The 25,852-nt window shown below is 68.8% G+C and carries 25 protein-coding genes; 7 read left to right on the top strand and 18 right to left on the bottom strand.

Annotated features, from left to right (window positions below; genetic code table 11):
• Positions 1–27: 27 nt before the first annotated feature.
• Both G6N58_RS03940 and G6N58_RS03945 read left to right on the top strand, forming a co-directional pair.
• Entirely contained in the window at positions 28–633 is a 606-nt protein-coding gene (locus tag G6N58_RS03940; protein WP_172545012.1) for a peptidase M50, read from the top strand.
• A 20-nt stretch (positions 634–653) separates the two neighbouring features.
• Entirely contained in the window at positions 654–1,433 is a 780-nt protein-coding gene (locus tag G6N58_RS03945) for a site-2 protease family protein (protein WP_115279637.1), read from the top strand.
• A gap of 152 nt (positions 1,434–1,585) precedes the next feature.
• Here the strand turns inward: G6N58_RS03945 and G6N58_RS03950 are convergent, their stop codons facing one another.
• A complete protein-coding gene (locus G6N58_RS03950) occupies positions 1,586–2,230 on the bottom strand; it encodes a TetR/AcrR family transcriptional regulator (RefSeq protein ID WP_232067723.1) in 645 nt (214 codons plus the stop codon).
• Between the two features lie 100 nt (positions 2,231–2,330).
• Here G6N58_RS03950 and G6N58_RS03955 point away from each other — a divergent pair, with 100 nt between their 5' ends.
• The gene (locus tag G6N58_RS03955; RefSeq protein WP_068918669.1) at positions 2,331–3,248 is read left to right on the top strand and encodes a cation diffusion facilitator family transporter; all 918 of its coding nucleotides are present in this window, start codon (positions 2,331–2,333) and stop codon (positions 3,246–3,248) included.
• Between the two features lie 66 nt (positions 3,249–3,314).
• Here G6N58_RS03955 and G6N58_RS03960 read toward each other — a convergent pair whose 3' ends face one another.
• Positions 3,315–3,731 carry a DUF3151 domain-containing protein gene (locus G6N58_RS03960; RefSeq protein ID WP_068918670.1) on the bottom strand — a complete coding sequence of 139 codons (417 nt, stop codon included), beginning with the start codon at positions 3,729–3,731 and terminating at the stop codon, positions 3,315–3,317.
• Positions 3,732–3,827: 96 nt separating this feature from the next.
• Between G6N58_RS03960 and G6N58_RS03965 the strand changes: the two genes are divergently transcribed.
• Entirely contained in the window at positions 3,828–4,616 is a 789-nt protein-coding gene (locus G6N58_RS03965) for an Rv0361 family membrane protein (protein WP_179968210.1), read from the top strand.
• 59 nt (positions 4,617–4,675) lie between these two features.
• Here the strand turns inward: G6N58_RS03965 and fbaA are convergent, their stop codons facing one another.
• Positions 4,676–5,710: a class II fructose-bisphosphate aldolase gene (gene fbaA / locus G6N58_RS03970; RefSeq protein ID WP_068918672.1), complete on the bottom strand. Its 1,035-nt coding sequence runs from the start codon at positions 5,708–5,710 to the stop codon at positions 4,676–4,678.
• 179 nt (positions 5,711–5,889) lie between these two features.
• Here fbaA and G6N58_RS03975 point away from each other — a divergent pair, with 179 nt between their 5' ends.
• Entirely contained in the window at positions 5,890–6,582 is a 693-nt protein-coding gene (locus tag G6N58_RS03975) for a VTT domain-containing protein (protein WP_232067724.1), read from the top strand.
• 13 nt (positions 6,583–6,595) lie between these two features.
• Here G6N58_RS03975 and G6N58_RS03980 read toward each other — a convergent pair whose 3' ends face one another.
• On the bottom strand, positions 6,596–7,504 hold the full coding sequence (locus tag G6N58_RS03980) for a LysR family transcriptional regulator (RefSeq protein WP_115279636.1): 909 nt from the start codon (positions 7,502–7,504) through the stop codon (positions 6,596–6,598).
• An 84-nt stretch (positions 7,505–7,588) separates the two neighbouring features.
• Here G6N58_RS03980 and G6N58_RS03985 point away from each other — a divergent pair, with 84 nt between their 5' ends.
• Positions 7,589–8,440, top strand: coding sequence for an SDR family oxidoreductase (locus tag G6N58_RS03985; RefSeq protein ID WP_115279635.1), 852 nt, complete (start codon positions 7,589–7,591; stop codon positions 8,438–8,440).
• Positions 8,441–8,455: 15 nt separating this feature from the next.
• Here the strand turns inward: G6N58_RS03985 and G6N58_RS03990 are convergent, their stop codons facing one another.
• Genes G6N58_RS03990 through G6N58_RS04030 form a run of 9 tightly spaced genes read right to left on the bottom strand, consistent with a single transcriptional unit; the run spans position 8,456 to position 18,037 of the window.
• Complete coding sequence (locus G6N58_RS03990; RefSeq protein ID WP_115279634.1) at positions 8,456–9,361, bottom strand: LLM class F420-dependent oxidoreductase; 906 nt, start codon at positions 9,359–9,361, stop codon at positions 8,456–8,458.
• Positions 9,362–9,372: 11 nt separating this feature from the next.
• Positions 9,373–10,563, bottom strand: a complete 1,191-nt coding sequence (locus G6N58_RS03995; RefSeq protein ID WP_115279633.1) for a vWA domain-containing protein — start codon at positions 10,561–10,563, stop codon at positions 9,373–9,375.
• Positions 10,563–11,237 (bottom strand): SRPBCC family protein, encoded by a 675-nt coding sequence (locus G6N58_RS04000; protein ID WP_115279632.1) that lies wholly within the window; start codon positions 11,235–11,237, stop codon positions 10,563–10,565. Before G6N58_RS04000 ends, G6N58_RS03995 begins: the two co-directional genes overlap by 1 nt.
• Positions 11,238–11,271: 34 nt before the next feature.
• Positions 11,272–12,153, bottom strand: coding sequence for an AAA family ATPase (locus G6N58_RS04005; protein ID WP_115279631.1), 882 nt, complete (start codon positions 12,151–12,153; stop codon positions 11,272–11,274).
• On the bottom strand, positions 12,150–13,034 hold the full coding sequence (locus G6N58_RS04010; RefSeq protein WP_115279630.1) for an XdhC family protein: 885 nt from the start codon (positions 13,032–13,034) through the stop codon (positions 12,150–12,152). Before G6N58_RS04010 ends, G6N58_RS04005 begins: the two co-directional genes overlap by 4 nt.
• Positions 13,035–13,045: 11 nt before the next feature.
• The gene (locus G6N58_RS04015) at positions 13,046–15,433 is read right to left on the bottom strand and encodes an aerobic carbon-monoxide dehydrogenase large subunit (RefSeq protein ID WP_115279629.1); all 2,388 of its coding nucleotides are present in this window, start codon (positions 15,431–15,433) and stop codon (positions 13,046–13,048) included.
• Positions 15,430–15,912 carry a (2Fe-2S)-binding protein gene (locus G6N58_RS04020; protein ID WP_068918679.1) on the bottom strand — a complete coding sequence of 161 codons (483 nt, stop codon included), beginning with the start codon at positions 15,910–15,912 and terminating at the stop codon, positions 15,430–15,432. The genes G6N58_RS04015 and G6N58_RS04020 overlap by 4 nt, the downstream gene beginning before the upstream one ends.
• Positions 15,913–15,927: 15 nt before the next feature.
• On the bottom strand, positions 15,928–16,818 hold the full coding sequence (locus G6N58_RS04025) for an FAD binding domain-containing protein (protein WP_068918680.1): 891 nt from the start codon (positions 16,816–16,818) through the stop codon (positions 15,928–15,930).
• A gap of 58 nt (positions 16,819–16,876) precedes the next feature.
• On the bottom strand, positions 16,877–18,037 hold the full coding sequence (locus G6N58_RS04030) for an XdhC family protein (protein ID WP_163907891.1): 1,161 nt from the start codon (positions 18,035–18,037) through the stop codon (positions 16,877–16,879).
• A 45-nt stretch (positions 18,038–18,082) separates the two neighbouring features.
• On the opposite strand from G6N58_RS04030, the gene G6N58_RS04035 reads away from it, so the two are divergent.
• Entirely contained in the window at positions 18,083–19,048 is a 966-nt protein-coding gene (locus G6N58_RS04035; protein WP_115279628.1) for a LysR family transcriptional regulator, read from the top strand.
• Here G6N58_RS04035 and nhaA read toward each other — a convergent pair.
• Genes nhaA through G6N58_RS04060 form a run of 5 tightly spaced genes read right to left on the bottom strand, consistent with a single transcriptional unit; the run spans position 19,045 to position 25,442 of the window.
• On the bottom strand, positions 19,045–20,853 hold the full coding sequence (nhaA, locus tag G6N58_RS04040) for a Na+/H+ antiporter NhaA (RefSeq protein ID WP_068920154.1): 1,809 nt from the start codon (positions 20,851–20,853) through the stop codon (positions 19,045–19,047). The two genes, G6N58_RS04035 and nhaA, sit on opposite strands and share 4 nt — an antisense overlap.
• Positions 20,854–20,897: 44 nt before the next feature.
• The gene (locus G6N58_RS04045; protein WP_115279627.1) at positions 20,898–22,838 is read right to left on the bottom strand and encodes an acetoacetate--CoA ligase; all 1,941 of its coding nucleotides are present in this window, start codon (positions 22,836–22,838) and stop codon (positions 20,898–20,900) included.
• On the bottom strand, positions 22,831–23,925 hold the full coding sequence (locus G6N58_RS04050) for a glycoside hydrolase family 76 protein (protein WP_115279626.1): 1,095 nt from the start codon (positions 23,923–23,925) through the stop codon (positions 22,831–22,833). Before G6N58_RS04050 ends, G6N58_RS04045 begins: the two co-directional genes overlap by 8 nt.
• A 15-nt stretch (positions 23,926–23,940) precedes the next feature.
• Entirely contained in the window at positions 23,941–24,585 is a 645-nt protein-coding gene (locus G6N58_RS04055; protein ID WP_115279625.1) for a TrmH family RNA methyltransferase, read from the bottom strand.
• On the bottom strand, positions 24,582–25,442 hold the full coding sequence (locus tag G6N58_RS04060) for a hypothetical protein (protein ID WP_115281827.1): 861 nt from the start codon (positions 25,440–25,442) through the stop codon (positions 24,582–24,584). Before G6N58_RS04060 ends, G6N58_RS04055 begins: the two co-directional genes overlap by 4 nt.
• Positions 25,443–25,852: the final 410 nt, after the last annotated feature.

Below are 25,852 nucleotides of genomic sequence, written 5' to 3' on the forward strand. Positions count from 1 at the left end.
AACATTTGCCTGCGCATTTCGACGGGAGTGTCTTTGACCACGGTGCTGCGTTTCGGAGGGCGCCCGGTACCCCGTGCGCTGGCCGCGATTCCACGTGCGGACATCACCGAACCGGCCGACGTGGATGCGGCCACCGACGGAGTGTCGCGGGCGGTGGTGCTGGGCACCGAGGCCGATCTGGCGACGGTGCTGACGCGGCTGTTGCGGGCCGACCGCCTGGAGGTGGAGGTGGCGCACCTGCCGGGATCCCGCGGTGCGCGGCGCGCGTTACGCGCTGGGGCACAACGTGTTCCGCTGATCCGTGACGAAACCGGAACGGTGTTGGTACGACGCGCCCTGTGGCGTCCGGCGCCCGATGGCCGACTCCTGGAAGGGGAGGGCATCGTCGATGACACCGTGCTCTTCGACGGTGCGGTGGCGGGCGTGGCGGTGGAGCCCACTCACACCATGCCCGGGTTGCGGGCGCGGGTGCTGGGCTCCGGCTGGCGCTCGGGGCCTTGGGTCAGCGGCCGCGCGGCCCAGCTGGGTACGCCGGCTGCGGTGGTGGTGCGTGACGGCGTGGCGGCCCCCCGACCGGTGCGCCGCTCGACGTTCTACCGGCACATCGAAGGCTGGTTGAGGGTCACGGTGTGAGCCGCCGGTAACGTCGAAACGTGAGTCTTCGTCCCCTGGGGCAGTCGGTCCGGCCCAGCCCGGTGTTCCTCGTGATCGTCGCGTTGACGGTTCTCGGCGGGGTGCTGGCCTGGCTTGCCGCCGAATCGGTCACCGTGCTGGCCTACGCCGGGGTCTTCGTGTTCGTCATCGCAGGCTGGGTGTTGTCGCTGTGCCTGCACGAATTCGGGCACGCATACACCGCCTGGCGCTACGGCGACCACGACGTCGCAGTGCGCGGCTACCTGACCCTCAATCCGCTGAAGTACTCGAGCCCCCTGCTGTCGCTGGGCCTGCCGCTGCTGTTCATCGCGCTCGGCGGGATCGGCCTGCCGGGCGGGGCCGTCTACGTCCAGACCGCGGGGATGACCCCACGTCAGCGCACCGTGGTCAGCCTGGCCGGGCCGTTGGCCAACCTGGTGCTGGCGGTGCTGCTGCTGACCTGCGCCCGACTGTTCTACGACGCCGCACACGGGGTGTTCTGGGCCGGTGTGGCGTTCCTGGGCTTCCTGCAGGTGACGGCGTTGCTGCTCAACCTGTTACCGATCCCGGGGCTGGACGGCTACGGAGCACTGGAGCCGCACCTGAGCTACGACACCCAGCGTGCGCTGGACCGGTTCAAACCGTGGGGCTTCATCATCCTGCTGCTCCTGCTGATCGCTCCGCAGCTCAATCAGTGGTTCTTCGGCGGCGTCTACTGGCTCTACGAGTTGTCCGGGGTGCCGGCGTACCTGTCGTCCGTCGGTGGTCAGCTGACCCGGTTCTGGTCGGCCTGGCTGTAGCGGCTCCGGTGGTGCGCCAGGGCCGCATCAGACCCCTCGTCGGGCTCGCACGACCCCCTCTACCGTGCCGCCCTACCCGATGCCACCCCGGCGCACCGCCCGAAGCTGCAAATAACATACAGCGCTGTATGTAAGTGCGTCTACTCGACGGCTCAGTTGGCGCTCTGGGCCAGCGCCCACTCGGCGACCTCGGGGTCCACGATGCGCCGCAGGTTCGCGCTGGCACGGTCCCAGCGCCGCCGGGCGCGGGTGGGGTCGGCGTCGACGAAGCTCGAGATCAGGATTCCACGCAGCGCGTCCATCGCGGTGTAGACGAAGTCGGCCATCGACCGGTGAATGCCCTCGGGCGCGAACTCGGCGATGACCGAGATCAGCGTGGTGTTGGCCACCGACTCGAACTTCGCCACCTCCTGCCCCAGGGCGGAATCGGTGCGGCCGGCCACCCACAGCTCCACGATCGGGATGAAGATGGGCGCGCTGTGAATGTCCCAGAGCAGCTCCAGGATCGCGTCGATCAGATCGCCGCCGCCGGCGAAGTCCAGCGAGAAGCGGGCCACCTCGGCCGAGATCCGCTTGGCCGTCAGGTGCTGCAGCGCGGCCAGCATCAGGTCGTCCTTCGACCCGAAGTGGTGCACCTGCGCCCCGCGGGTGACACCGGCCAGTTCGGCGACCCGCGGCGTGGTGGTGCCGGCGTAGCCGTAGCGCAGCAGGCATTCGATGGTGGCGTCGAGCAGACGGGTCCGCGTCTCCGCGCTGCGCTCCTCCTGGCTGCGCCGCCGCGTCGTCTGTCGGATCACTTCTCCAGGATACATTTCTGAATGTATGTAAGCGGGCCGCGCAACAGGCTGGTAACTGGCGCCTTGCGACATATGCGGAAATGCGCATATATTGCTGGGCATGGGTGCCGGTCACGATCACAGCCACGGCGGCGACACGCGGGTGAGCCGCATGCTCATCGCCGCCGGGATTCTCACCACCTTCTTCGTCATCGAGCTGGTCACGGCGCTGATGATCAACTCGATCGCCCTGCTGGCGGACGCCGGCCACATGCTGACCGATCTGGTGGCGATGTTCATGGGGCTCACCGCGGTGCTCCTGGCGCGCCGAGGTTCGGCGTCGCCGGCACGAACCTACGGCTGGCACCGCGCCGAGGTGTTCACCGCCGTGGCCAACGCCGTGCTGCTGATGGGCGTTGCGGCCTTCATCCTCTACGAAGCGTTCGAACGGCTGGGCGGTGCGCCCGAGGTGCCGGGCGTCCCGCTGATCGTGGTGGCACTGGCCGGGCTGATCGCCAATGTCGTGGTGGTGCTCCTGCTGCGCGGCGACTCCGAGAAGAGCCTGGCCGTCAAGGGCGCCTACATGGAGGTGGTGGCCGACACCGTGGGCAGCATCGGGGTGCTCATCGCAGGCATCGTCACCGTCACCACCGGCTGGCCCTATGCCGATGTGGTGGTGGCCGTGTTCGTCGCCCTGTGGGTGCTCCCCCGGGCGGTGGCCCTGGCCCGCGCAGCCCTGCGCATCCTCTCGGAGAGCTCCCCCACCCACATCGACGTCGACGAGTTGCGGCGGGCCCTGCGCGACGTCCCCGGGGTCACCGAGGTGCACGACCTGCACGTGTGGACCCTGGTGCCGGGCAAGGACATGGCCACCGCGCACCTGACCAGCACCGATGATTCAGCGCGCGTCCTGGGTGATGCCCGGGCGGTACTGGCCGCCCGCGGCCTGGCCCACGCCACCGTCCAGGTGGAGCCGCCGGGCTGCACCGACGACTGCTCGGGCCCACCGGAACCCGACAGCGGATCCCACAGCCACTAGATACTCGAGCCCGGCCCTCTCTCCCCCTCGCTCCGCTGGGTTGCCCCCACGGGCTCGTCGACCGTGCTATCCCAGGCCGAGCTGCCCACGTGCCGCCGGATCGCAGTCGTCGAGCAGGTCGAGGCAGCGGGCGTACTCGGGCGTCTCGCCGATCGCTTCGGCCGCCCGCGCCAGCGCGGCCACACACCGCAGGAAACCCCGATTCGGCTCGTGCGAGAACGGCACCGGCCCGAAACCCTTCCAGCCATTGCGGCGCAGCTGGTCGAGACCGCGGTGATAGCCGGTGCGGGCGTACGCGTACGCCGTGATGGCCTTGTCCTCGTCCAGGGCCGCCTCGGCCAGCGCCGCCCAGGCCACCGACGCCGACGGATGCGCCGCGGCCACGATCGCCGGGTTCTCCCCGGCGGCCAGATCGCCTTCGGCCTCGATGTCAGCGGGCAGGAACACCGGTTCGGGACCCAGAAGATCACCCATGCGCGTCATGGCGACTATTGTGCCGTGCGGGTGGCAGAGGGCATGCGCCGGTGGCACTAGTCTCGAACCACAGTCATGCAGGCAGCACGGGAGGACCGCAGATCCATGTCAGACCCCTCAGGGCCGGACCAGGAACCCTCCAGGACCGACGCCGAGGCCGACACCGAGGCCGGCCGCACGCACGACGACCCAGCCACCGAGGTGTTCGCTGCCCCTGACCAGGCCAACCAGCAGACCGAGCCGGCCATCACTCCGGGCGAGCGGCGCTACACCGCCCCCTCGGGCATGGACGCCGGATCCACCCAGATCATCGGCCGGACCGCCGACGAGCCGGCGACCGAGGTCTTCGCCCCCCAGGTCGATCCGGCGTTCGCCGGACCCGGGGCGGGGCCCCGCCCGGCCGGGCCGCAGACCATCCCGCCGCGCACCGACGCACCCAAGGTCCCGGGCCGCAAGCGCAGCTGGGGCTGGGTCATCGCCGTGGTCCTGGTGATCGCCGCGCTGGCCGCCGTCGCCATCCTCACCACGGTGCTGCTGACCCGGGGCGAGGACTCGGCCGCCTCGCAGGAGGACCAGGTCCGCGAGACCATCCAGAGCTTCGACACCGCGATCCAGAACGGCGATCTGGCGAAACTGCGCAGCGTGACCTGCGGCGCGACCGCCGACAGCTACATCAAGTACGACGACCGGCAGTGGCAGGACACCCATGCCAAGGTGTCGGCCGCCAAGCAGTACCCGGTGGTCGCCAGCGTCGATCAGGTGGTGGTCAACGGCGATCACGCCGAAGCCAACGTCACCTCGTTCATGGCGTTCGACCCGGCCACCCGCTCGACGCGCAGCTTCGACCTGGAGTTCCGCGACAACACCTGGAAGATCTGCCAGGCCCCCCAGTAACTCCTGCGATTTCGGCGCGCTGGTAACCGCTCAGCGATTACCAGCGCGCCGAAATCCCTCTAGGCCGTGACGCTCTTGCCGGCGCTGTGCAGGTCGTTGCAGGCCTCGACGACGCGCTCGCTCATCGCCGCTTCGGCCTTCTTCAGGTAGCTGCGCGGGTCGTAGACCTTCTTGTTGCCCACCTCGCCGTCGATCTTGAGCACACCGTCGTAATTGGTGAACATGTGCGCGGCCAACGGGCGGGTGAAGGCGTACTGGGTGTCGGTGTCCACGTTCATCTTCACCACACCGAACTTCAGCGAGTCCTCGATCTCGGACTTCAGCGAACCGGAGCCACCGTGGAACACGAAGTCGAACGGCTTGGAGCCCTCGGCCAGCCCCAGCTTCGCCACGGCCACCTTCTGGCCCTGGTCCAGCACGTCGGGGCGCAGCTTGACATTGCCGGGCTTGTAGACACCGTGCACGTTGCCGAACGTCGCCGCCAGCAGGTACTTGCCGTGCTCGCCGACGCCCAGGGCGTCGATGGTCTTCTCGAAGTCCTCGGGCGTGGTGTAGAGCTTGTCGTTGATCTCGGCCTCGACGCCGTCCTCTTCACCGCCGACCACGCCGATCTCGATCTCCAGGATGATCTTGGCCTCGGCCGAGAGCTTCAGCAGCTCCTTGGCGATCTCGAGGTTCTCGTCGATCGGCACCGCCGAGCCGTCCCACATGTGCGACTGGAACAGCGGGTTCTCGCCCTTGGCGACGCGCTCGGCGGAGATCGCGAGCAGCGGGCGCACGTAGGTGTCCAGCTTGTCCTTGGGGCAGTGGTCGGTGTGGAGCGCCACCGTGATCGGGTACTTGGCCGCGACCACGTGGGCGAACTCGGCCAGCGCCACCGCGCCGGTCACCATGTCCTTGACGCCCAGGCCGGAACCGAACTCGGCGCCACCGGTGGAGAACTGGATGATGCCGTCGCTACCCGCGTCGGCGAAGCCCTTGAGGGCGGCGTTGACGGTCTCCGACGACGTGCAGTTGATGGCCGGGAACGCGTAGGAGTTCTCCTTCGCGCGGCTCAGCATCTCGGCGTAGACCTCGGGCGTGGCGATCGGCATGGGCGGACTCCTCGTGCGTGCTGGTCGGCGAAGTTACTCCTGGGCCAGTATGTCAAGAAGTGTTCCCGGGCAGCAGCGCGGACCGGGTCAAGACCTTCGCAGTCCGGCCCTCCCTCCCCGGCTCGTCCCTCGCCGGCTCATCGACCGGACTGACAGCCCCCGGCGGTAGTCTTGTCGCCGTGACCGCCCTGGCCTCCGCCGAAACCGTGACCCATTTAGCCCTTCTACCAGGCTTTCTGGAACCGGTGACGCTGCTGAACTCATTCGGCACCTGGACGCTGGCGGGCCTGCTGCTGGTGGTGTTCATCGAGTCGGGTCTGCTGTTTCCCCTGCTCCCCGGCGACTCGCTGCTGTTCACCGCCGGCCTGGTGGCGGCGGGCGGTTCCGAAGAGGTGCCGGCGTTCGCCCCGCTGTGGGTGCTGATGCTGACCATCCCGATCGCCGCGGTGCTCGGTGACCAGGTGGGCTACTGGATCGGCAAAAACGGTGGTGAGCGGCTTTTCAAAGAGGACGCCAAGCTGTTCAAGAAGAGCTACATCGACGAGGCTCACGACTTTTTCGAGCGTCACGGTCCGGCGATGATCTTCTTGGCCCGCTTCGTGCCGATCGTGCGGACCTATGCCCCACTGGTGGCGGGTGCGGCCAACATGAAGTACTCCACCTTCATCAAGTGGAACGTCCTGGGCGGCATCGTCTGGGGCGCGGGCCTGACCCTGCTCGGGTATCTGCTGGGACAGATCGCCGTCATCCGTGACAACGTCGACATGATCTTCATCGCGATCGTGTTGGTCTCGATCATCCCGATCGCCCTCGAGGTGGTGAAGCGCTCCCGGGGCCGGTCAAAGGAAACACCGGCCCCCGAGCAGCCCTGACGGTTGTCGGGGTTCATGCGTCGGCCTGGACGATCTCGCGGAGGATTCTCCGCACGGCACTGATACCCGGATCAGCGTCCACCCGGGTGTGCCAGAACAGCCGCACATCGAAGCTCGGCAACTCCAGCGGTAACTCGAAGAGCGTGAGCGCTGAGTGGCGCGCGTAGTGCCGGGCCACGCGCCGCGGGGCGACGGCAATGCAGTGACCGTTCTCGACGACGGGGAACAGCGAACTGTAGTGCGGCACTGTCAGACGGATACGGCGGCGGCGGCCGAGCCTCGCCAGCGCATCGTCGACCTCGCGACCTCGCCGCGGACTGATGCGGACGTGCGCGTGGGGCAGCTCGACGAACCGGTCGAGTGTCATGGTTCTGCCGGCGTCAGGGTGGTGGGCGGCGATCACGCCGACGGTGTCCTCGCTGAACGCCGGTTCGGAACGCCACCCCGGCGGCGTGGTGCTGGGAATGCCCATATAGAAGTCGACTTCACCCGTGGCGAGCACGTCCGCCTCACTCATCCGGTCCACCGACACCACCTGAACACTCGACCGCGGAGCCTGCTGCTGCAATCGCCGGTCGAGCTCGGGCAGCACGAGGGGACCGTACAGATCAGCGAAGGCGATGACCCACTCCCGGGTGGTCGTCGACATGTCGAAGTCGTCGAGATCCTGCACCACTTCCTCGAGCAGCCGAAGCGCCGCCTCCAGGCGCGGTTGCACGGCGAGCGCGGCGGGAGTCGGACTGAGACCCCGCCCGGCGCGGACAAAGAGCGGATCACCCAACAGAACCCGCAGACGCGCCAGCGCATTCGACACCGCGGGCTGGGTGAGATGAAGGCGTGCAGCAGCCCTGGTCGCACTGCGCTCCTCCAGCAGTGCCTGCAGCACGACGAGCAGGTTGAGATCCACCCCGGAAAGATTCACCCGATGAATGTCGCACATTTTAAAAGATGATTGGTGCTGATGGTTGAGGGTTCCTACAGTCGAGAACGACCGAGGGAGCCGAACATGACCACACGAGTACTCATCACCGGAGCCACCGGAGGCGTGGGCTCCAGCATCATCGAACAACTCCGCGACACCGGGATCCAGGTGCGCGCGACGTGCCGCCGGCCCGAGTCCCGACGCTGGCCCCAGCTGGACATGGTGCCCGGCGACCTCGACCAACCGCACACGATGCGACCCGCCCTCGAGGGTGTCGAGGCAGTCTTCCTCTACAGCTTCGCGCAGCCGGATTCTCTCCCCGCGCTGGTCGAGGAGATAAAGCACGCGGGCGTCGCCAAGGTCGTCGTGCTGTCGACGATCGACACCACGCGTGACGAGCCCTTCGTCGAATACAACAAGCAGCGCCACCTCGCGGTGGAGAACGCGGTCATCGACGGTGGCTTCACCACCGTGTGTCTGCGCCCGGGCGCATTCGCCCGTAACGCGATCCGCTTCTGGGCCAACCAGATTCGGCAGCGCCGCGTGGTCGGGCTGCCATTCCCTGAGTCCCATCAGGCGCCCATAGCCGATGAGGACATCGCCGCCGTGGCGGTACGCGCACTGACCACCTCACAGCTCGACGGGGACAGAATCGTCCTCACCGGGCCCGAATCGTTGACCATGCGGACTCAGGTGGGCCTGATCAGCGAGGCCATCGGCATGGCAATCGAGATCGACGTCCTGTCCGAGGCTCGAGCCCGGGCACTCTACGGGCAGATGCTGCCGCCGGCATACCTCGATCTGCTCATGGGTCAATGGGCATTCGAGGTGAACGAGGACGCCGTCGTCACACCGGCGGTCGGTGAGATCACCGGCCGGGCGCCCATCGCCTTTCGCGACTGGGCGGCGCGCCACCGCGACGCCTTCCGACGCTAGATCTCCCGGCGCCGGCTAGAGCGGCAGCACCTCGGCGAGCTGCTTGAGCGCCTCCCGCGGATCGTCGGTCGGGCTCTCCCCCAGGACCTGGATGACGACGTGGTCGGCGCCGGCGTCCAGATGCGCGGTCACCGCAGCCGCGGCCTCGTCCACCGAACCCATCCCGACGACCGCGCGGGCCAGCCGGTCGGATCCGCCGTGCACCAGATCGGACTCGTCGAAGCCCTGTCGCAGCCAGGAATTCCGGTAGTTGGGCAGTCCGCTGTAGACGTTGAGGTGCCCGTGGGCGTACCGCAGTTGCTGCTCCTCGCTGCCGCCCACCACCACCGCCTGCTCGGAGACGATCCACTTGTCCGGGCCCAGGATGGAGCGTGTGGTTGCCGTCTGTTCCGGAAGCACCAGATAGGGATGGGCGCCGTCGGCCAGTTCGCCGGACAGCTCGATCATCTTGGGACCCAGAGCCGCCAGCAGCCGGACCGGGCGCCCCGCACCGGGCTCGATCGCCTCGGGCAGAGCAGCCATCCGCTCCAGATAGCCACGCATGGTCGCCAGCGGCTTGGCGTAGGTGCCGCCCATGCCGTGCTCCACCAGCGGCGCGTGGCTGACACCCAGGCCCAGCACGAAGCGGCCCGGATAGAGCGCCGAGAGCGTGCGGGCCCCCGACTCCGCGGCCGTGGCGATGCGGACGTGGATGTTGGCGATGCCCGTGCCGATCACCAGCCGCTGCGTGGCCGCCAGCAGCGCCGCCGACTGGGTGAGGCACTCCTTGCCGGTCACCTCGGGGATGAACAGCGACCCGTAGCCGAGCTGTTCGATGTCCCGGGCCACCTCCTGCGCCGCGGTGATGGGCCAGGTGTCCGACGCCCACCAGACACCGATCCGAGAGGGAAAGTCGATTCGCGCACGAGGGCTGTTGGTCATGCTGACCGATGTTAAGCGGACAGCACCTTGACCAGTTCACGCAGCCCCACCAACGAGTTGGCCGGGAGGAAGACATCGCAGTACGGCAGGGCTGCCGCCATGGGCCGCACCAGCGGCACGTACCCCGAAGCGGCCGCCCTCGGGTTGAGCCAGACCACGGTGTGCGCCCGGCGCGACAACCGGGCCATCGCGTGCTCGAGCACCTCCGGCGGGTCCGAATCCCACCCGTCGGAGGCGATCACCACCACCGCACCCCGCACCGCCGCTCCGTGCACACCGCTCAGCAGCGCCGCCAGCCCCGCGCCCAGGTGGGTGCCGGAGTAGCGGTCCTCGACGGCGTCGTTGGCGCGCGCCAGCGCCACCTCGGCGCTGCGGTGGGCCAGCACCGGTGTCAGCCTGCGCAGCGAGGTGGCACAGGCGAACACCTCCGGCCGCAGCACCGTGGCATGGATCGCCGCCGAACGCATCAGGTGCAGGTAGACCCCGACGTACGGCTGCATGGATCTGCTGACGTCGCAGATCAATACGATGCGCCGCGGCCGGAGCATACGGCGGGACAACGCCAATCGCAGCGGCTCCCACCCGGTGCCGCGGGACGCGCGCAGCGTGCGACGCAGGTCCACGCGCCTGCCGTGCGGACTCGAGGTGTGACGCAGGCTGCGCCGACGCGGCCAGGTGGCGCCGGCGCGTTCCAGCCACGTGCCGATGAGCTGCAGGTCGGCGGCGTCGAACTGGTCGAACGGTTCGTCGGCACGGGCGGCGAGACGGCTGGGCAGGACGTCGAGGACCAGGCGCTCGGTGTCGGCCGACGCCCCGGCCCGCACCGCCGCGGGCCGCGTCGACCACGGCAGCCCGCCGTCAGGGCCGGCACCACCGTCCGCACCCTCCATCGATTCCGCTGCCGATACCCGTTGCAGTAGAGATGATGTGAGGCTCGATGGATCCAATCCCAGCACGGCGTCACCGAAGACCGCGGCAAACACGTCGTCGAATACCGGAAGGTCATCGGCCCGGCTGCAGAGTGTCACGCGCGCCGTCCAGTACAACTCGCTCAAGACAACTGGCTGCAGCAACGCCAGCGCCTGCACCAACGATGCCGGGCCACTGGGCGGCACCGCGACACCCGCAGTGCGCAGCCGGGCCACCAGCGCGACGGCGAACGCCGCCCGGTCCACCCCGCGCAGTACCAGCGGCGTGGCCATCAGCCCCGGCGGGACACCCGCCGCGCCACGGCCACCGCGATCAGCAGCACCACGACCGCGACGGCAGCGGGCAGGTACTTCTTCAGCGCCGTCCCACCCGCGAGTTCGATCAGGTCGATGGGTGCCGGCTCCTGGGCGGGGGGTACGACGGTGGGCCGCGGTGCGCTCGGCGCCGGCTCCGCAGCGGCGACGTCGCCGACGACGGGGCTGGGACCGGGTTCGGGCGCCTTGTCTGCGGCCAGCTTGGCCTCCAGCGAATCGACGAACTGCCCCAGCAGTTTCTCCGAAACCTGTTGCAGCATACCGCTGCCGAACTGGGCCAGCTTGCCGACGATCTTGAGGTCGGTGTCCACGACGACGCGGGTGACGTCACCGGTCTGGTGCAGCTGGGCGGTCACGGTGGCGGCCGCGTTACCGGTGCCGCGGGCTTCCTTGCCCTTGGCGTCGATCACCGCACGGTAGGTCCCGGTGTCCTGTTCGACGAAGTGCACCTTGCCGTTGAACTCGCTGGTCACGGGGCCCACCTTGATCTTCACCTTGCCCAGCACGTCGTCGCCCTCGCGACCGGTCATCTGCGCGCCCGGCATCAGCGGGATCACCTGCTCGAGGTCGTTGAGCACATCCCAGGCCTTGTCGATCGGGGCGCTGACGGTGAACTCGTTGGCGATCTTCATGGTGTCCGGATCCTCTCGGGGTCAACTGCTGTCTTCACTGCGGGCAGTACTGCGCAAACGCGGTTTCCAACGCATCGCGGTCATCGGGTGTCTTGGCCAGCGCACCCAGGCTCATCAGCGCCGTAGCGGCGCCGGCCGGCGCCAGGTCGGCGACACCCAGCGCGGCCAGGGCAGCCACCCAGTCGATGGTCTCGGCCACCCCGGGTGCTTTGTCGAGGTCGAGATCGCGGGCTGCGCCGACGAACTGGGTGGCGTGTGTGATGAGCGCCGCGCTGGCCCCGGTGACGGTCCGGCGCACGATCTCCGCGGCCCGCATCGGGTCCGGGTAGTCGATCCAGTGGTAGAGACAGCGCCGCCGCAGCGCGTCGTGCAGGTCGCGGCTGCGGTTGGAGGTCAGCACCGCGATCGGCGGCCGACGTGCGGTCAGGGTGCCCAGTTCGGGAACGGTCAGGGTGGACTCACCCAGGAACTCCAGCAGCAGTGCCTCGAATTCATCGTCAGCACGGTCGATCTCGTCGATCAACAGCACCGGGCGTGCCTCGCCGGCATAGCGGACACACTGCAGGATCGGACGGTCCACCAGATAGGCCTCGGTGTAGAGATCGGCCTCACTAATCGCCGCACCCTGCGCCTCGGCCAGCCGGATGGACAGCAGCTGACGCTGATAGTTCCAGTCATAGAGCGCTTCGGCGGCTGTCAGACCCTCATAACACTGCAGCCTGATCAGCGGTGAACCCAGGATGGCGGCAAGGGTTTTGGCCGCAGAGGTCTTACCGACGCCGGGCTCGCCCTCGAGCAGCAGCGGCCGTCCCATCAAGACCGCGAGGAAGAAGGCGGTTGCGGTGCCCTCGTCGATCAGGTGATCGTGGGCGTCGAACCGGCGCACCACGTCGGCGACGTCGCTGAAGGCCGTCATCGGGGCTCTGGCCGGGCGGCGTAGGCGTCCCGGCAGCCGGCGCCGCAGAACCAGTAGGACACTCCGTCGAGGTGCAGAACCAGCGTGCCGGGCCCGGCGGTCACGGTCATCCCGCACACCGGGTCCACCGCCTCCGCCGCAGGCGTGACCCCGCCCCCGGCGGGTGCCAGACCGTCGACCCTGATGCCGCGGATCACCTCGGCGATGATCGAGACCGCGATCTCGGACGGGGTTCTGGCCCCGATGTCGAGACCGACGGGGGTGTGGATGCGCGCGCGTTCGGCGTCGTCGAGGTCGAGTCCGGACAACACCGAGGAGCCCCGGACGCGGCTGGCCACCAACCCGATGTACCCGACGCCGGCATCCAGTGCGGCCCTGATCTGGCCTGCCTCCGCGCCGCCGTGGCTGGCGATCACCACCGCGCTGACGCCGGCCAGATCACCGGGGTGATCGTCGCGCGTCACGTCGTACCCCAGGGTGGTGCACAGGTGCGCCAGGGCGTCGGCGATGGGCGTGGTGCCGCAGATGTGCACCAGCGGCGGTGGCACCTCGGGCACCAGGAAGATCTCCAGCGCCCCACCGGACAGGCACGGGTTCACCACCACACACGCACCGGGCGCCTCCGGAAAGTGGAGGTCCCCGTCGGGCAGCACCCGCAACAGCACACTCTCGCCGGCCTGCAGCGCACCGAGGGCGGCCCTGCGCACCGAGGTCTGGGCACATTGTCCGCCGACAAAACCCTCGATCGTGCCGTCGGCCAACAGGATTGCCTCGTCGCCGGCGTGGGCGGAGGTGGGCTGCTGCGCCCGCACCACGGTGGCGTGGACAAACGGGGTGCGATCCAGTCGCAGCTGCCGCACCCGTTCGCCGATGGTCTGCATCCGGCCCCTCCCTAGATCGGCGGGGTGGGGCGGCCCTGCATGGCCTCCCAGACCCGCGACGGGGTGAGTGGCATGTCGGCATGGCGCACTCCGAACGGCGCCAGCGCATCCACGACCGCATTCACCACGGCAGGCGGGGAGCCGACGGTGGCCGATTCCCCGATTCCCTTGGCGCCGATGGGATGGTGGGGCGACGGCGTGACGGTGTGACCGGTCTCGAAGTGGGGCACCTCCATGGCAGTGGGAATCAGGTAGTCCATCAGCGACCCGCCCAGGCAGTTGCCGTCGTCGTCGAAGGCGATCATCTCCATCAACGCCATCCCGATCCCGTCCACCAGACCGCCGTGCACCTGACCCTCGATGATCATCGGGTTGATGCGGGTACCGCAGTCGTCGACGGCCAGGAACCGGCGCACCTTCACCACAGCAGTGCCGGGGTCGATGTCCACCACACAGAAATAGGCGCCATACGGGTAGGTGAGATTGGCGGGGTTGTAACAGATCTGGGCGTCCAGTCCACCCTCGAGACCCTCGGGCAGCTCCGCGTTGCCATGGGCACGCATGGCGATGTCGGCGATGGTGACCGACGCGGTGGGATCACCTGCGACGTGGAAGCTGCCCTTGTCCCACTCCAGGTCGGCCACCGACACCTCGAGCATGCCCGCGGCGATGATCTTGGCCTTGTCCCGGATCTTGCGGGCCACCAACGCCGCCGCCGCACCGGACACCGGAGTGGACCGGCTCCCGTAGGTCCCCAGTCCGAACGGGGTCTGGTCGGTGTCGCCGTGCACCACCTCGATGTCATCCGGCGGGATCCCGAGCTCTTCGGCGATGATCTGGGCGAACGTCGTTTCGTGGCCTTGGCCCTGCGTCTGTACCGAGAGCCGCACCACCGCCTTACCGGTGGGGTGCACCCGCAGTTCACATCCGTCGGCCATGCCCAGCCCCAGGATGTCCATGTCCTTGCGGGGCCCTGCCCCCACCGCTTCGGTGAAGAAGGACATGCCGATGCCCATCAGCTCGCCGCGCTCCCGCTTGGCCTTCTGTTCGGCACGCAGTTCGTCGTAGCCGATCATGTCCATCGCCAGCCGCATGGTGGTCTCGTAGTCACCGGAGTCGTACACCCAACCGGTCTTGGAGGTGTACGGGAACTGCTCGTTGCGCAACAGGTTTCGCAGTCGCAGCTCCGCCGGATCGATCTGCATCTCCTGGGCCAGACAGTCCACCAACCGTTCGACGAAGTACACCGCCTCGGTGATCCGGAACGAACAGGCGTAGGCCACCCCGCCGGGCGCCTTGTTGGTGTACACGGCCGTCATGTGGCAGTAGGCGGCCTCGAGGTCGTAACTCCCGGTGAACACGCCGAAGAAGCCCGCCGGGTACTTCACCGGCACCGCAGTGCCGTTGAAGGCGCCGTGATCGGCCAGCACGTGGGAGCGGATCGCCAGGATCTTGCCCTCCGCGCTGGCCGCGATCTCGCCCACCATGATGTAGTCCCGGGCGAATCCGGTGGAGGTGAGGTTCTCGCTGCGGTCCTCCATCCACTTGACCGGCTTGCCCAGCAACAGCGAACCGACGATGGCGCAGACGTAGCCGGGGTAGATGGGCACCTTGTTGCCGAAGCCGCCGCCGATGTCTGGAGCGATCACCCTGATCTTGTGCTCGGGCAGCCCCGCCACCAGGGCGTACAACGTACGGTGGGCGTGTGGTGCCTGGGTGGTGGACCACAGCGTCAGTTTCCCGCTCACCGGGTCCAGATCTGCGACGGCGCCGCAGGTTTCCATGGGAGCCGGGTGCACGCGCGGGTAGACCATCTCCTGCTTGACCACGACGTCGGCGCGAGCGAACACGGCCTCGGTAGCCGCGGCGTCGCCGGTCTCCCAGTCGAAGCAGTGGTTGTCGGTCTTGCCGTCCAGGTCGGTGCGAATCACCTCGGCCGACGGGTCGAGTGCGCGCCGCACATCGATCACCGGGTCCAGCGGGTCGTAGTCGACGTCGATGAGTTCCAGGGCGTCGCGCGCCGAATACCGGTCCTCGGCGACGACGAACGCCACTTCCTGCCCCTGGAACCGGACCTTGTCGGTGGCCAGCACCGCCTGGACGTCGTTGGACAGCGTCGGCATCCACGCCAGGCCCTTGGTGGCCAGATCGGCTCCGGTGACCACGGCGCGGACCTTGGGATGGGCCAGGGCAGCCGAGGTGTCGATGGAGGTGATCCGCGCGTGCGCGTACGGCGAACGCAGGATGGCCAGGTGCAGCATGCCCGGCAGGTTCACGTCATCGACGTAGGTGCCCCGGCCCCGGATGAAGCGGGGGTCCTCCTTGCGGAGCATGCGTCCGTAACCGCAGGGCTTCTTGTCGTTGTCGGCCAGCTCCTCCGGCGATTCCAGCGTGGTCATGCGGGGCTCACCTCCGTCGAATCCTGATGGCGCGCAGCCCATTGCACGGAGCGCACGATGGTGGTGTAACCGGTGCACCGGCAGATCTGACCGGAGATGGCCTCGCGGATCTCCTCTTCGGTGGGGTCGGGGTTCTCCCGCAGCAGCGCCCGGGCGGTGATCATCATGCCCGGGGTGCAGAATCCGCACTGCAGACCGTGGCACTGCATGAAGCCCTCCTGCACCGGGTCCAGCCGACCGTCGACCTCGAGGCCTTCAACGGTGATCACCGAGTGTCCCGAGGCCATCGCGGCGAGCATGGTGCAGGACTTCACCGGCTCGCCGTCCACCTCCACGACGCACGTTCCGCAGTTGGAGGTGTCGCAGCCCCAGTGGGTGCCCGTGAGCCGCAGCTGGTCACGCAGGAAGTGCACCAACAGCATTCGGGGTTCGACGTCGGCGCTGACCTGCTCGCCGTTGACGGTCATCGTGACAAGCATGATGTGGGGGCTCCTCTAGTTGCCGCTGGGGACGGGGGCGTTGCGTACACGGTCGACGGAGGTACGCAGCGTGCGGATGGTCAGTTCACCGGCGAGGTGACGCTTGTAGTCGGCGCTGCCGCGCATGTCCGATGTCGGTTCGCACGCGCCGGCCGCAGCCCGGCCGGCCTCGGCGTAGGTCTGTTCCTCCGCCGGCTTGCCGACCAGTTCCGCAGCGAGCGCGCGCAGCGCCTCGGCGTCGGGTTCCACCGCGGTCAGGCCCACCCGCGCGGCCGCGATCAGCCCGTCCTCGACGGTGACGGCGGCGCCGGCGGCCGCCACCGCCCAGTCCCCCACTCGCCGCTCCACCTTCGCGTAAGCACTGGAGGTGTTCAGCCGCAGCGGTATTCGGACCTCGATCACCATCTCGTTGTGCGCCAGAGCGGTCTCGTAGGGCCCCAGCAGGAAGTCGTCGATGTCGATTTCCCGTTCCCCGCCCGGACCCCGGGCCAGCACGGTGGCGCCCAGCACCGCGCACACGGTGGTCAGATCTTCGGCCGGGTCGGCCTGACACAGCGAGCCGCCGACCGTGCCGCGGTTGCGCACCACCGGATCGGCGATCACCCGTTCGGCGTCGCGGAAGATGGGGCACACCTGCGCCAGCGGGTCGGACTCGAGTACTTCGCGGTGACGGGTCATGGCGCCGAGTCGGGCCAGCGTCGGATCGGTGACGACGTAGGACAGCTCCGCAGCCAGGTCGTTGATGTCCACCAGATACTCGGGGTTGGCGATGCGAAGTTTCATCATCGGCAGCAGGCTGTGCCCGCCGGCGACGATCAGTGCGCCCTCCCCCAGCCGGTCCAGAAGTCCGACGGCGTGATCGACACTGGTGGCGCGTTCGTACTCGAATGGGCCGGGAACCTGCATGTGATGGGCCTCACAATCGCCGAAGGTGACGATAGTGTGGGCCCGACTGAGGGCGCCGTCAATACCTGGTTAAGGAATCACTTAACTCACTCGAGAAGCCCTGCTCGTGGTGGATTCGGCCGGGCGTCTCGGCCAGCGGGCGGCCCTGCCCGCCCCACTTGCGGGCGACGATCTCGGCGGCGATCGACACCGCCGTCTCCTCGGGGGTGCGCCCGCCGAGGTCGAGTCCGATCGGGCTGGAGAGCCGGTCCAACTCGGAATCCGACAGCCCCGCCTCACGTAGTCGCTGCATCCGGTCCTCGTGGGTGCGCCGGGACCCCATGGCGCCGATGTAGGCCACCTGCGGCAACCGCAGCGCCACCTCCAGCAGCGGAACGTCGAACTTCGGGTCGTGGGTGAGCACGCAGATCACCGTGCGCGCATCGATGGCGTCGGCCTCGACCTGGGCGTTCAGGTAGCGGTGCGGCCAGTCCACCACCACCTCGTCGGCGGTGGGAAACCGTGCGGCAGTGGCGAACACCGGCCGCGCGTCGCAGACGGTGACGCGGTATCCGAGGAAGGTGCCCTGTGCGGCCACCGCGGCGGCGAAGTCGATGGCGCCGAACACCAGCATCCGGGGCCGCGGCGCGTAGCTCGCGACGAACACCTCCATGCCCTCGCCCCGGCGCTGGCCGTCCGGGCCGAAGGTGAGCACCTCGGTGCGGCCGGCCGCCAAGAGGCCCCGCGAGTCGTCTGACACCGCGGCGTCGGCCCGCACCGATCCCAGACTGCCCAGCACGTCGTGCGGTCGCACGATCAGCCGCCGACCCAGCCACGCGGGGTCGGGATGACGGATCACCGTGGCCACTGCGGTCGGGCGGTGGTTCGCGATGTCCTCGGCCACCGACTCGAACTCCGGGAAGGTGGCCTGCGACACCGCCTCGACGAACACATCGAGGATGCCGCCGCAGGTCAGACCCACCTCGAAGGCGTCGTCGTCGCTGACCCCGTAGCGCTGCAGCACCGGGATACCGGTGCCCGCCACCTCGGCGGCCAGATCGTAGAGAGCTCCTTCGACGCACCCGCCGGACACCGAGCCGCTGACAGTGCCGCCCGGCGCCACCACCATCGAGGCACCGGCGGGCCGCGGGGCCGACCGGAACGTGCGTACCACCGTCCCGACACCCGCCGTCTCACCGGAGCGCCACACGGACATCAGATCGTTCAGAACTTCGCGCACGAATCCAATCTAGTTGCACCGGAGATCGGGCCGTACTCTCATCGCGTGACGCCTGCGCAACTTCGCGCCTACTCCGCCGTGGTCCGGCTGGGGTCGGTGCGGGCCGCCGCCGAGGAACTGGGCATGACCGATGCCGGCGTATCGCTGCACGTCGCCGCGCTGCGCAAGGAACTGGACGACCAGTTGTTCAGCCGCACCACTGCGGGATTGGCATTCACCCCCGGCGGCCTGCGGCTGGCCAGCCGTGCCATCGAGATCCTGGGCCTGCAGCAGCAGACCGCCATCGAGGTCACCGAGGCTGCGCACGGCCGCAGGCTGCTGCGCATCGCGGCGTCCAGCGCCTTCGCCGAACACGCCGCCCCGGGTCTGATCGAGCTGTTCTCCGCGCGGGCCGACGACCTGTCGGTGGAGCTGTCGGTGCATCCGGCCAGCCGGTTCCGCTACCTCATCGAGTCCAGGGCCGTGGACGTCACGCTGGGCCCGGTGGGTGACGGAATGGCGGAAGCGGGAGCCGCCATCGCACTGCGACCGTTCCTGAAGTACCAGATCATCGCGGTCACCGGACCCGACAACCCCGTCGCCGGTGGCACCCCGACGCCCGCCCAACTGCGCGAACAGCAGTGGATGCTGGGCCCGTCGGCGGGCAGCGCCGAGGGCGAGATCGCCACCGTACTGCGCACTCTCGCGATTCCCGAGGCTTGTCAGCGGATCTTCCAGAGCGAGGCGGCGGCGCTGGAAGAGGTGCAGCGTGTCGGCGGGATGGCGCTGACCGTCGGGTTCGCCGTCGCCAAAGACCTGGCCGACGGCCGGCTGGTGCAGGTGAAGGGCCCGGGACTGCAGCTGCCCGGCGAGTGGTCGGCGGCCACCCTGCCCCCGGCGTCGCGCCAGCCCGCGGTCTCCGAACTGGTCCGCTTCATCACCACCCCGCGGTGCACCCAGGCAATGATCCGGGGTTCCGGTGTGGGCGTCACCCGGTTCCGCCCGAAAGTGCATGTGACGCTGTGGAGTTAACGAGATTCTGATTCCAGCGCGCGGATCAGGCTGGCCGCGTCCCACGGACCCTTGTGGCGCTTGCCGTTGACGAAGAACGTCGGCACCGCCTGCAGGTCCATCAGCTCGGCATCCTGGGCGTCGTCCTCGACACGGTGCAGCACCTTCGACGACTGCAGATCCTCGTCGAACTGGCGGACATCGCAGCCCACGCTGTCGGCATAGCGGTAGAGGTGCTCCCACTCGAGATAGTCCTGGAACTCGAACATGGTCCGGCCCATCTCGAAGTACTTGCCCTGCAACCCCGCCGCCTCGGCGGCCAGTGCGGCGTCCTTGGATCGCGGGTGCACCTTCTCCAGGGGCAGGTGCCGCCAGACATAGCAGAGCCGGTCGCCGAAGTACTCCCGCACCTGGTCGATGGCGCCGGTGGCGCGGCTGCAGAACGGGCATTCGTAGTCGCCGTACTCGACCAGTGTCAGCGGGGCGTCGGGGTTGCCGCGTATGTGATCCCGCTCCGGGCTGATGGGCCGGATCAGCTTGGCGCCCACCGCCTCCGGAGGGCTGATCCGGTCAGTGATCCGGAAGATGGCCCAGCCCAGGGCGAATGCGGCCACCGACGCCGCCAGCACACCCACGCGGGCCTCGTCCTGCTTCACCGGATCCTCGATGGCCAGGTCGATGATGAACAACGAGATGGTGAAGCCGATGCCGGACAGGGCGGCGCCGCCGGCGATGCGGCGCAGGGTCAGCCCCGGCGCCAGCTGCCCCAGCCCGAATCTCTGCACCAGCGCGGTGGCTCCGGTGATGCCGACCAGCTTGCCGATTACCAGGCCGGCAATGATGCCCCAGGTCAGAGTGGACGACATGGCCGCGGTCACTGTCTCGCCGTCCAGCCGCACCCCGGCGTTGGCCAGCGCGAACAGCGGCAGCACCAGGAAGGACACATACGGCCCGAACCCGGTCTGCAGGCGCTCGTTGATCGAGATCGATTCACGCAGACTGCGGCTGGCGTCACGGGCGTACTCGGAGTTCGGCGACTGCCGGAAGGCGCGGATCACCTCCACTGCTGCCTCGACCCGCTGCCGCTGCGGCGTGAAGACCGGAATCAGTAGAGCCACACCCACACCCGCGAGCGTGGGGTGCACTCCCCCGTTGTACAGCGCCACCCACAGCCCGAAGGCCAGCACCGCGTACACCGGCCCGCGCCAGGCGGGCAGGCGCCGAACCAGGGCCAGTGCGACCAACAGCACCACCGCCGCCACCAGCGGCCCCAGCTTCACCTCGTCGGAGTAGAACAACGCGATCACCAGAAGGGCACCCACGTCGTCGACCACCGCCAGCGTCAGCAGGAAGGTCCGCAGCCGCGCCGGGAACTTGGGGCCGATGATGGCGAGCGCGCCCACCAGGAAGGCGGTGTCGGTGGAGATCACCACCCCCCAGGCCACGGCGTCTTCGCCGCCGAAGTTGAACAGCAGGAACACCACGGCCGGCAGGATCAGTCCTGCGAGTGCGGCCAGCACGGGGACCACCGCCCTGGCCCGGTCGGTGAGTTCACCGATCTTGAACTGGCTGGTGACCTCGAGACCGACGATGAAGAAGAAGAACGCCATCAGTGCGTCGTTGACCAGGTGCTTCATCGACATGCCCACATGCGCGTCGCCGAAGCTCAGACCCACCTCGGTGCCCCAGAAGTCGGTGTAGGTCTGCGCCCACGGCGAGTTCGCCCACACGATGGCGATCACCGTGAACAGCAGCAGCATCCCGGCAGCGGTGTTCTCACCGTTGCGGGGAGCGGTGGGATCGTTGCCGAAGCGCCGCGGCAGCATCTTGGCCAACCGCGAGCCGCTCTCGGTGCTCTGCTGGGATTCGGTCACGTGCGGACGTATCCGGTGAAGGCCGAAAGTGTTTCCGGGCGGTCGATGGCGGTGGACGCCACCGCCTGCTCCGGGTCGGTGCCCTGCAGGATGCGTTTGATGGGAACCTCCAGACGTTTACCGGTCTTGGTGCGCGGAATACCGGGCACGGCGATGATCTCATCGGGAACGTGGCGGGGCGAGGCATGCTCGCGGATGGCCGCGGTGATGCCGGCACGCAACTGGTCGTCGAGTTCCTGTCCGTCTACCAGCGCGACGAACAGCGGCATCCAGTAACCGCCGTCGTCGAGTTCGACTCCCACCACCAGGCAGTCCTGTACCTGGGGCATGGTCTCGACGGCGTCGTAGATCTCGGCGCTGCCCATCCGGACCCCGTTGCGGTTCAGGGTGGCATCGGAGCGACCGTGCACCAGCACCGACCCGCGATCGGTGATGGTGATCCAGTCGCCGTGACACCAGACGCCGGGATACTTGTCGAAATACGCTGCGCGGTATCGGGATCCGTCATCGTCCTGCCAGAAAGACACCGGCATCGACGGCATCGGTTCGGTGACCACCAATTCACCGGGCTCACCGATCACCGCAGCACCGTCCTGCGACCACGCCTGCGCCGCGACCCCCAGTGCCAGGCAGGCCAACTCACCTGCGACGATCGGCACGGTCGGGGCCGCGCCGGCGAAGGCGGTCACCACATCGGTTCCACCCGAGCAGGATTGCACCGGAACGGCGCGGCCCACCGCGTCCTGCACCCAGCCGAACACCGACGCGGGCAATGGCGAGCCGGTCGAGCCCACGGCGCGCAGCGCTGTCAGATCGTGGTGCTGCCCGGGACGCAGATCCTCCTTGGCGCAACCGATCAAATAGCCGGCGCCGGTGCCGAACACCGTGACGCCGTGGCGGGCCACCATCTGCCACAGACCGTCAGGTTCGGGGTGGGTGGGGCTGCCGTCGTAGGCCACGGCCGTCGCCCCCACCAACAGGCCGCCCACCAGAAAGTTCCACATCATCCAGCTGGTGGTGGTGTACCAGAGAAAGCGGTCTTCGGGGTGCAGATCAAGTTGCAGAGCATGGTATTTCAGGTGTTCGAGCACCACTCCGCCGTGCCCGTGCACGATGCCCTTCGGCGTGCCGGTGGTTCCCGAGGAGAACAGCACCCACAGCGGATGGTCGAACGGTACCTCGGTGATCTCCAGAGGCACATCGGCCGACACCGCCCGGTGCCATGGCACCGCCCCGTCGGGGAGGTCCAGCCCCAGGCGGGATACCACGACGGTGGTCGTCAGAGTCGGTAATCTGCGCCGGATCTCGGCGAGCTCGGCGCGCTTGTCGTGGCGCTTGCCGCCGTAGTGGGTGCCGTCTGCGGCCACCAGCACGGTCGGCTCCAGTTGGGCCAATCGCGCGATCACCCCGTCCACGGCCAGGTCGGGATTGCACACTGCCCAGGTTGCCCCCACCGACGCGGCGGCCAGGAACGCCACCACGGTTTCGCCGATGTTCGGCAGATATCCCACCACCCGGTCCCCGGCCTGCACTCCTACACCACGCAGGTGATGGGCGAAAGCTGCTGTCTCTCTGCGCAACCGCTCCCATGACCACTCCGCGGTGCCGTCCTCGCCCACAGCCACCAGGGCGGGACGGTCCGCATCGCTGTGCCGGAACACCTGGGCGGCGTAGTTCAGCGTCGCGCCCGGGAACCAGGTGGCGCCCGGCATCCGCGTCTGCTCCAGCGGAGTCGACGCACGGGTGCCGGCCGGCACGTCGAAGAAGTCCCAGATCGCCTGCCAGAACCACCCCACGTCGCTGACCGACGCTTGCCACAGTGACGAGTAGTCGGCGAAATCCCCGCGGCCGGTGTCGCGCAGCCAGTCGGTGAACCGGGTCAGGTTGGCCTGCGCCACGGTGTGGACATCGGGCTCCCACCCCCCGGCTTCAGCCATCGCTGTCCCCCTCGGTGACGGCGTGGGCGGCCTCCATCAGCATCCACCCGGACAGTTGCACCGACAGGTCGCGCTCGGGCACCTCGGAGGCGTTCACGGCCCCTTCGACGAACTCGGCCGACTTCCCGTCGGCGGTCGGCAGGGCGGCGGGACGGTCCCAGAAGGCACCGAACAGCGGCAACCCGTCCACGGTCTGCCGGTTCTCCCACGCCGACTCCGCCGAGGTCAGCACCAGCTCCCGCGCCTGATCGGCCACCTCGGGCAGCTGGGTCGCCGCCAAGGCCAGATAGCGTGCGGTCACACCGTGGAACAGTCCGCCGTCACCGCCGCCGGCGCCGCGCAACACCCCGTCATCGGTCATGTGCTCGGCGATGGCGCTGACGAGCCTGGCCGCCCGGGCGGCATGCCGGGGGTCGCTCGTGCGCACCGCGAGTTCGGTCTCCAACCCCACCACCACACCCTGGCAGTAGGTGTACTGCGCGCGGACCAGGGAACCGGCCTTGATGCCGTCGAACACCAGGTGGGTATCCGGGTCGATCAGGGTTTCGTCGATCCAGTCGGCCATCTGCTGGGCGCGGCGCAGCCGGTCGTCGTAGCGCGCCAGGAAGATCCCCGCCGGGCCGTTGGCCGGGGCGTTGAAGAACTGGTCCTGCTTGCGCCACGGGATGCCGCCGCCGTCCTCGGGCACCCACGCCGTGACGAACTGCTCGGACAGGGTGGCCAGCGCCTTGGGTTTGTCGACGTCGACCAGGCGGCCCGCGCGTTCCAGGGCCAGGGCCAGCCAGGCCATGTCGTCGTAGTAGCTGTTGGTCCACGCCAGGTTGTTGCGCAGCCGGTGGGTGCGGATCTGGCGGATGATGCTCGTGACGCGGTCCCACTGCGGGTCGCGCAGGTGGGCGTCGACCAGGCAGTCCAGCAGGTGCGCCTGCCACCAGTAGTGCCAGGTGAGAAATCGCTTGTCCCGCTTGGTCGGCGGCCACGCCACGGCACCCAGCTGGGTGCCGGGCAGCCCCCAGAGCTTGCGGAGGTGACGGGTGGTCACGGCGCTCTCGGCGGAGGCCGCGCGATTGGCCCAGAGCTCGCTCATATCGAGCATCCTTCCCTACCAGGCGGCGTCGAGGTCACCCCATCGACGGATCCAGGCGTGCATCGCGATACCCGCCGCGACGGAGGCGTTGATGCTGCGGGTCGAACCGAACTGGGCGATGGAGACCACCATCGCCGCGCCGCGGGTCGCCGCCTCGGAGATACCCGGGCCCTCGGACCCGAACAGCAGCAGCGACCGGTGCGGCAGCTCGGTGCGTTCCAGCCGGGTGGCGCCGGGCACGTTGTCGACGGCGACCACGGTCAAACCGGCGTGCGCGGCGAACGCCAGCAGATCCTCGGTGGCGTCGTGGTGGGTCAACCGCTGGTATCGGTCGGTCACCATGGCCCCGCGCCGGTTCCAGCGCCTGCGGCCGACGATGTGCACCGTGTCGACGGCGAAGGCGTTCGCCGTGCGCACCACCCCGCCGATGTTGGCGTCGTTGCCGAAGTTCTCGATGGCGACATGCAGGGGGTGGCGCCGGGTGTCGATGTCGGCGACGATCGCCTCCCGGCGCCAGTACCGGTAGGCGTCCACGACATTGCGGGAGTCGCCGTCGCGCAGCAGATCCGGGTCATACCGCGGGTCCTCGGGCCACGGGCCCGGCCACGGGCCGACGCCGTTGACCTGGGCACCCCACTCGGTGGGTCCTGGCGCGCTCACTCGGTCCAGACCGCCGCGTGGGTACCGACCGCCGAGACCGTCGCGTAGAGCAGCGCCTGGTTGATCTCGCCCTGGGTGCACAGGGACGCGTTGAGGTGCACCGAGTTCAGCGACGCGTCCGGGAGCACCAGCAGCGAGGCTCCGTATGCGGAGCAGGCCGGGTTGATCCCCGGGGGTGGCCTGGTGGGCGCCACCACCACCATCATCGGACCGCCCCGGGCCGCGGAGTCGTCCCGGTACTGCTGTGCCACCGCGTCGATCTGCAGGCCCAGCAGCATGTAGCCGTTGCCGGTGAACGCCGTGGGGTCCCCCAGCGACTGGGCGGTCAGCGGCACACCGTCGGCCCGCCACGCTTCGACGCTGGTGGTACTGACCTTCAACCCGGTGTCGGCGGGGTTGGTCTCGGGCAGCCCGACCGGGAAGGCCGCGGCGTAGGCGGCGGTGGTGCCCGGGATCCGATCAGCTGCCGAGTACGCGTAGACGCCGCGCACCTGGGCCTGATCGCGGATGGGCCCCAGGCACACCGTCCCGGACAGCCGTTCGGGATCCTGCACCGTCAGCGGCAGCGGCGCGGCGCCCAGCACCTCGTCACAGCTGCCGACGCCGGTCCGTTCGATGGGGTGCAGCAGGGCTCCGTACAAGCCGAAACGCAGGTCCTGCGGGGCAGCGTGCGGAGAGCCGGGATCGGCCGGCGAGGCATCGATGTCGACCAACGCGTGATCGGCCTCGAAGCGCAGGTTGGCCACCGCGACGTTCCAGCCCAGCAGGGTCTGCGACTCCCCGATCCGGGCCGTTGTGGCACCGTAGGCCGACGGCACGTCGGTAGAGCCGCCACCACAACCGGTGAGAACGAGCATCGCGATCACGGCGATGACGCGTGGGGCGTACACATCTGCTCCAACTCGCAGGCGGCGGACAGGAACTCCGTTGCACTGTACGGTCCCTGGGGTCGACGCCTGCGCGCACGGTTGGCGCATAATTCGCTGGATGCCGGCTGCGACGCCGCCGCAGGCCACCTGCGGCGCGCCGCCGGCGCCACTTCAGTGCGCTGACCAGCAAAGAGGCCACCTGGGTGGGCGGCCCACCCGGCCAGTGGAGCCCCAGCGACCTCGGGCAGCGAGCGCGGCGGGACGCCAGGACCTCTCGCGAACCCGCAAGATGAATTCAGAACGGCGGCCCCACGGACCGATTCCGGAACGCCGGATCGCCCTATGAAACCTCACCACACTCCTGTCACACAAGTCTGACCGCCGGCCTTTACTGACGC

The sequence above is a fragment of the Mycolicibacterium tokaiense genome, assembly GCF_010725885.1.
GTDB lineage: Bacteria > Actinomycetota > Actinomycetes > Mycobacteriales > Mycobacteriaceae > Mycobacterium > Mycobacterium tokaiense.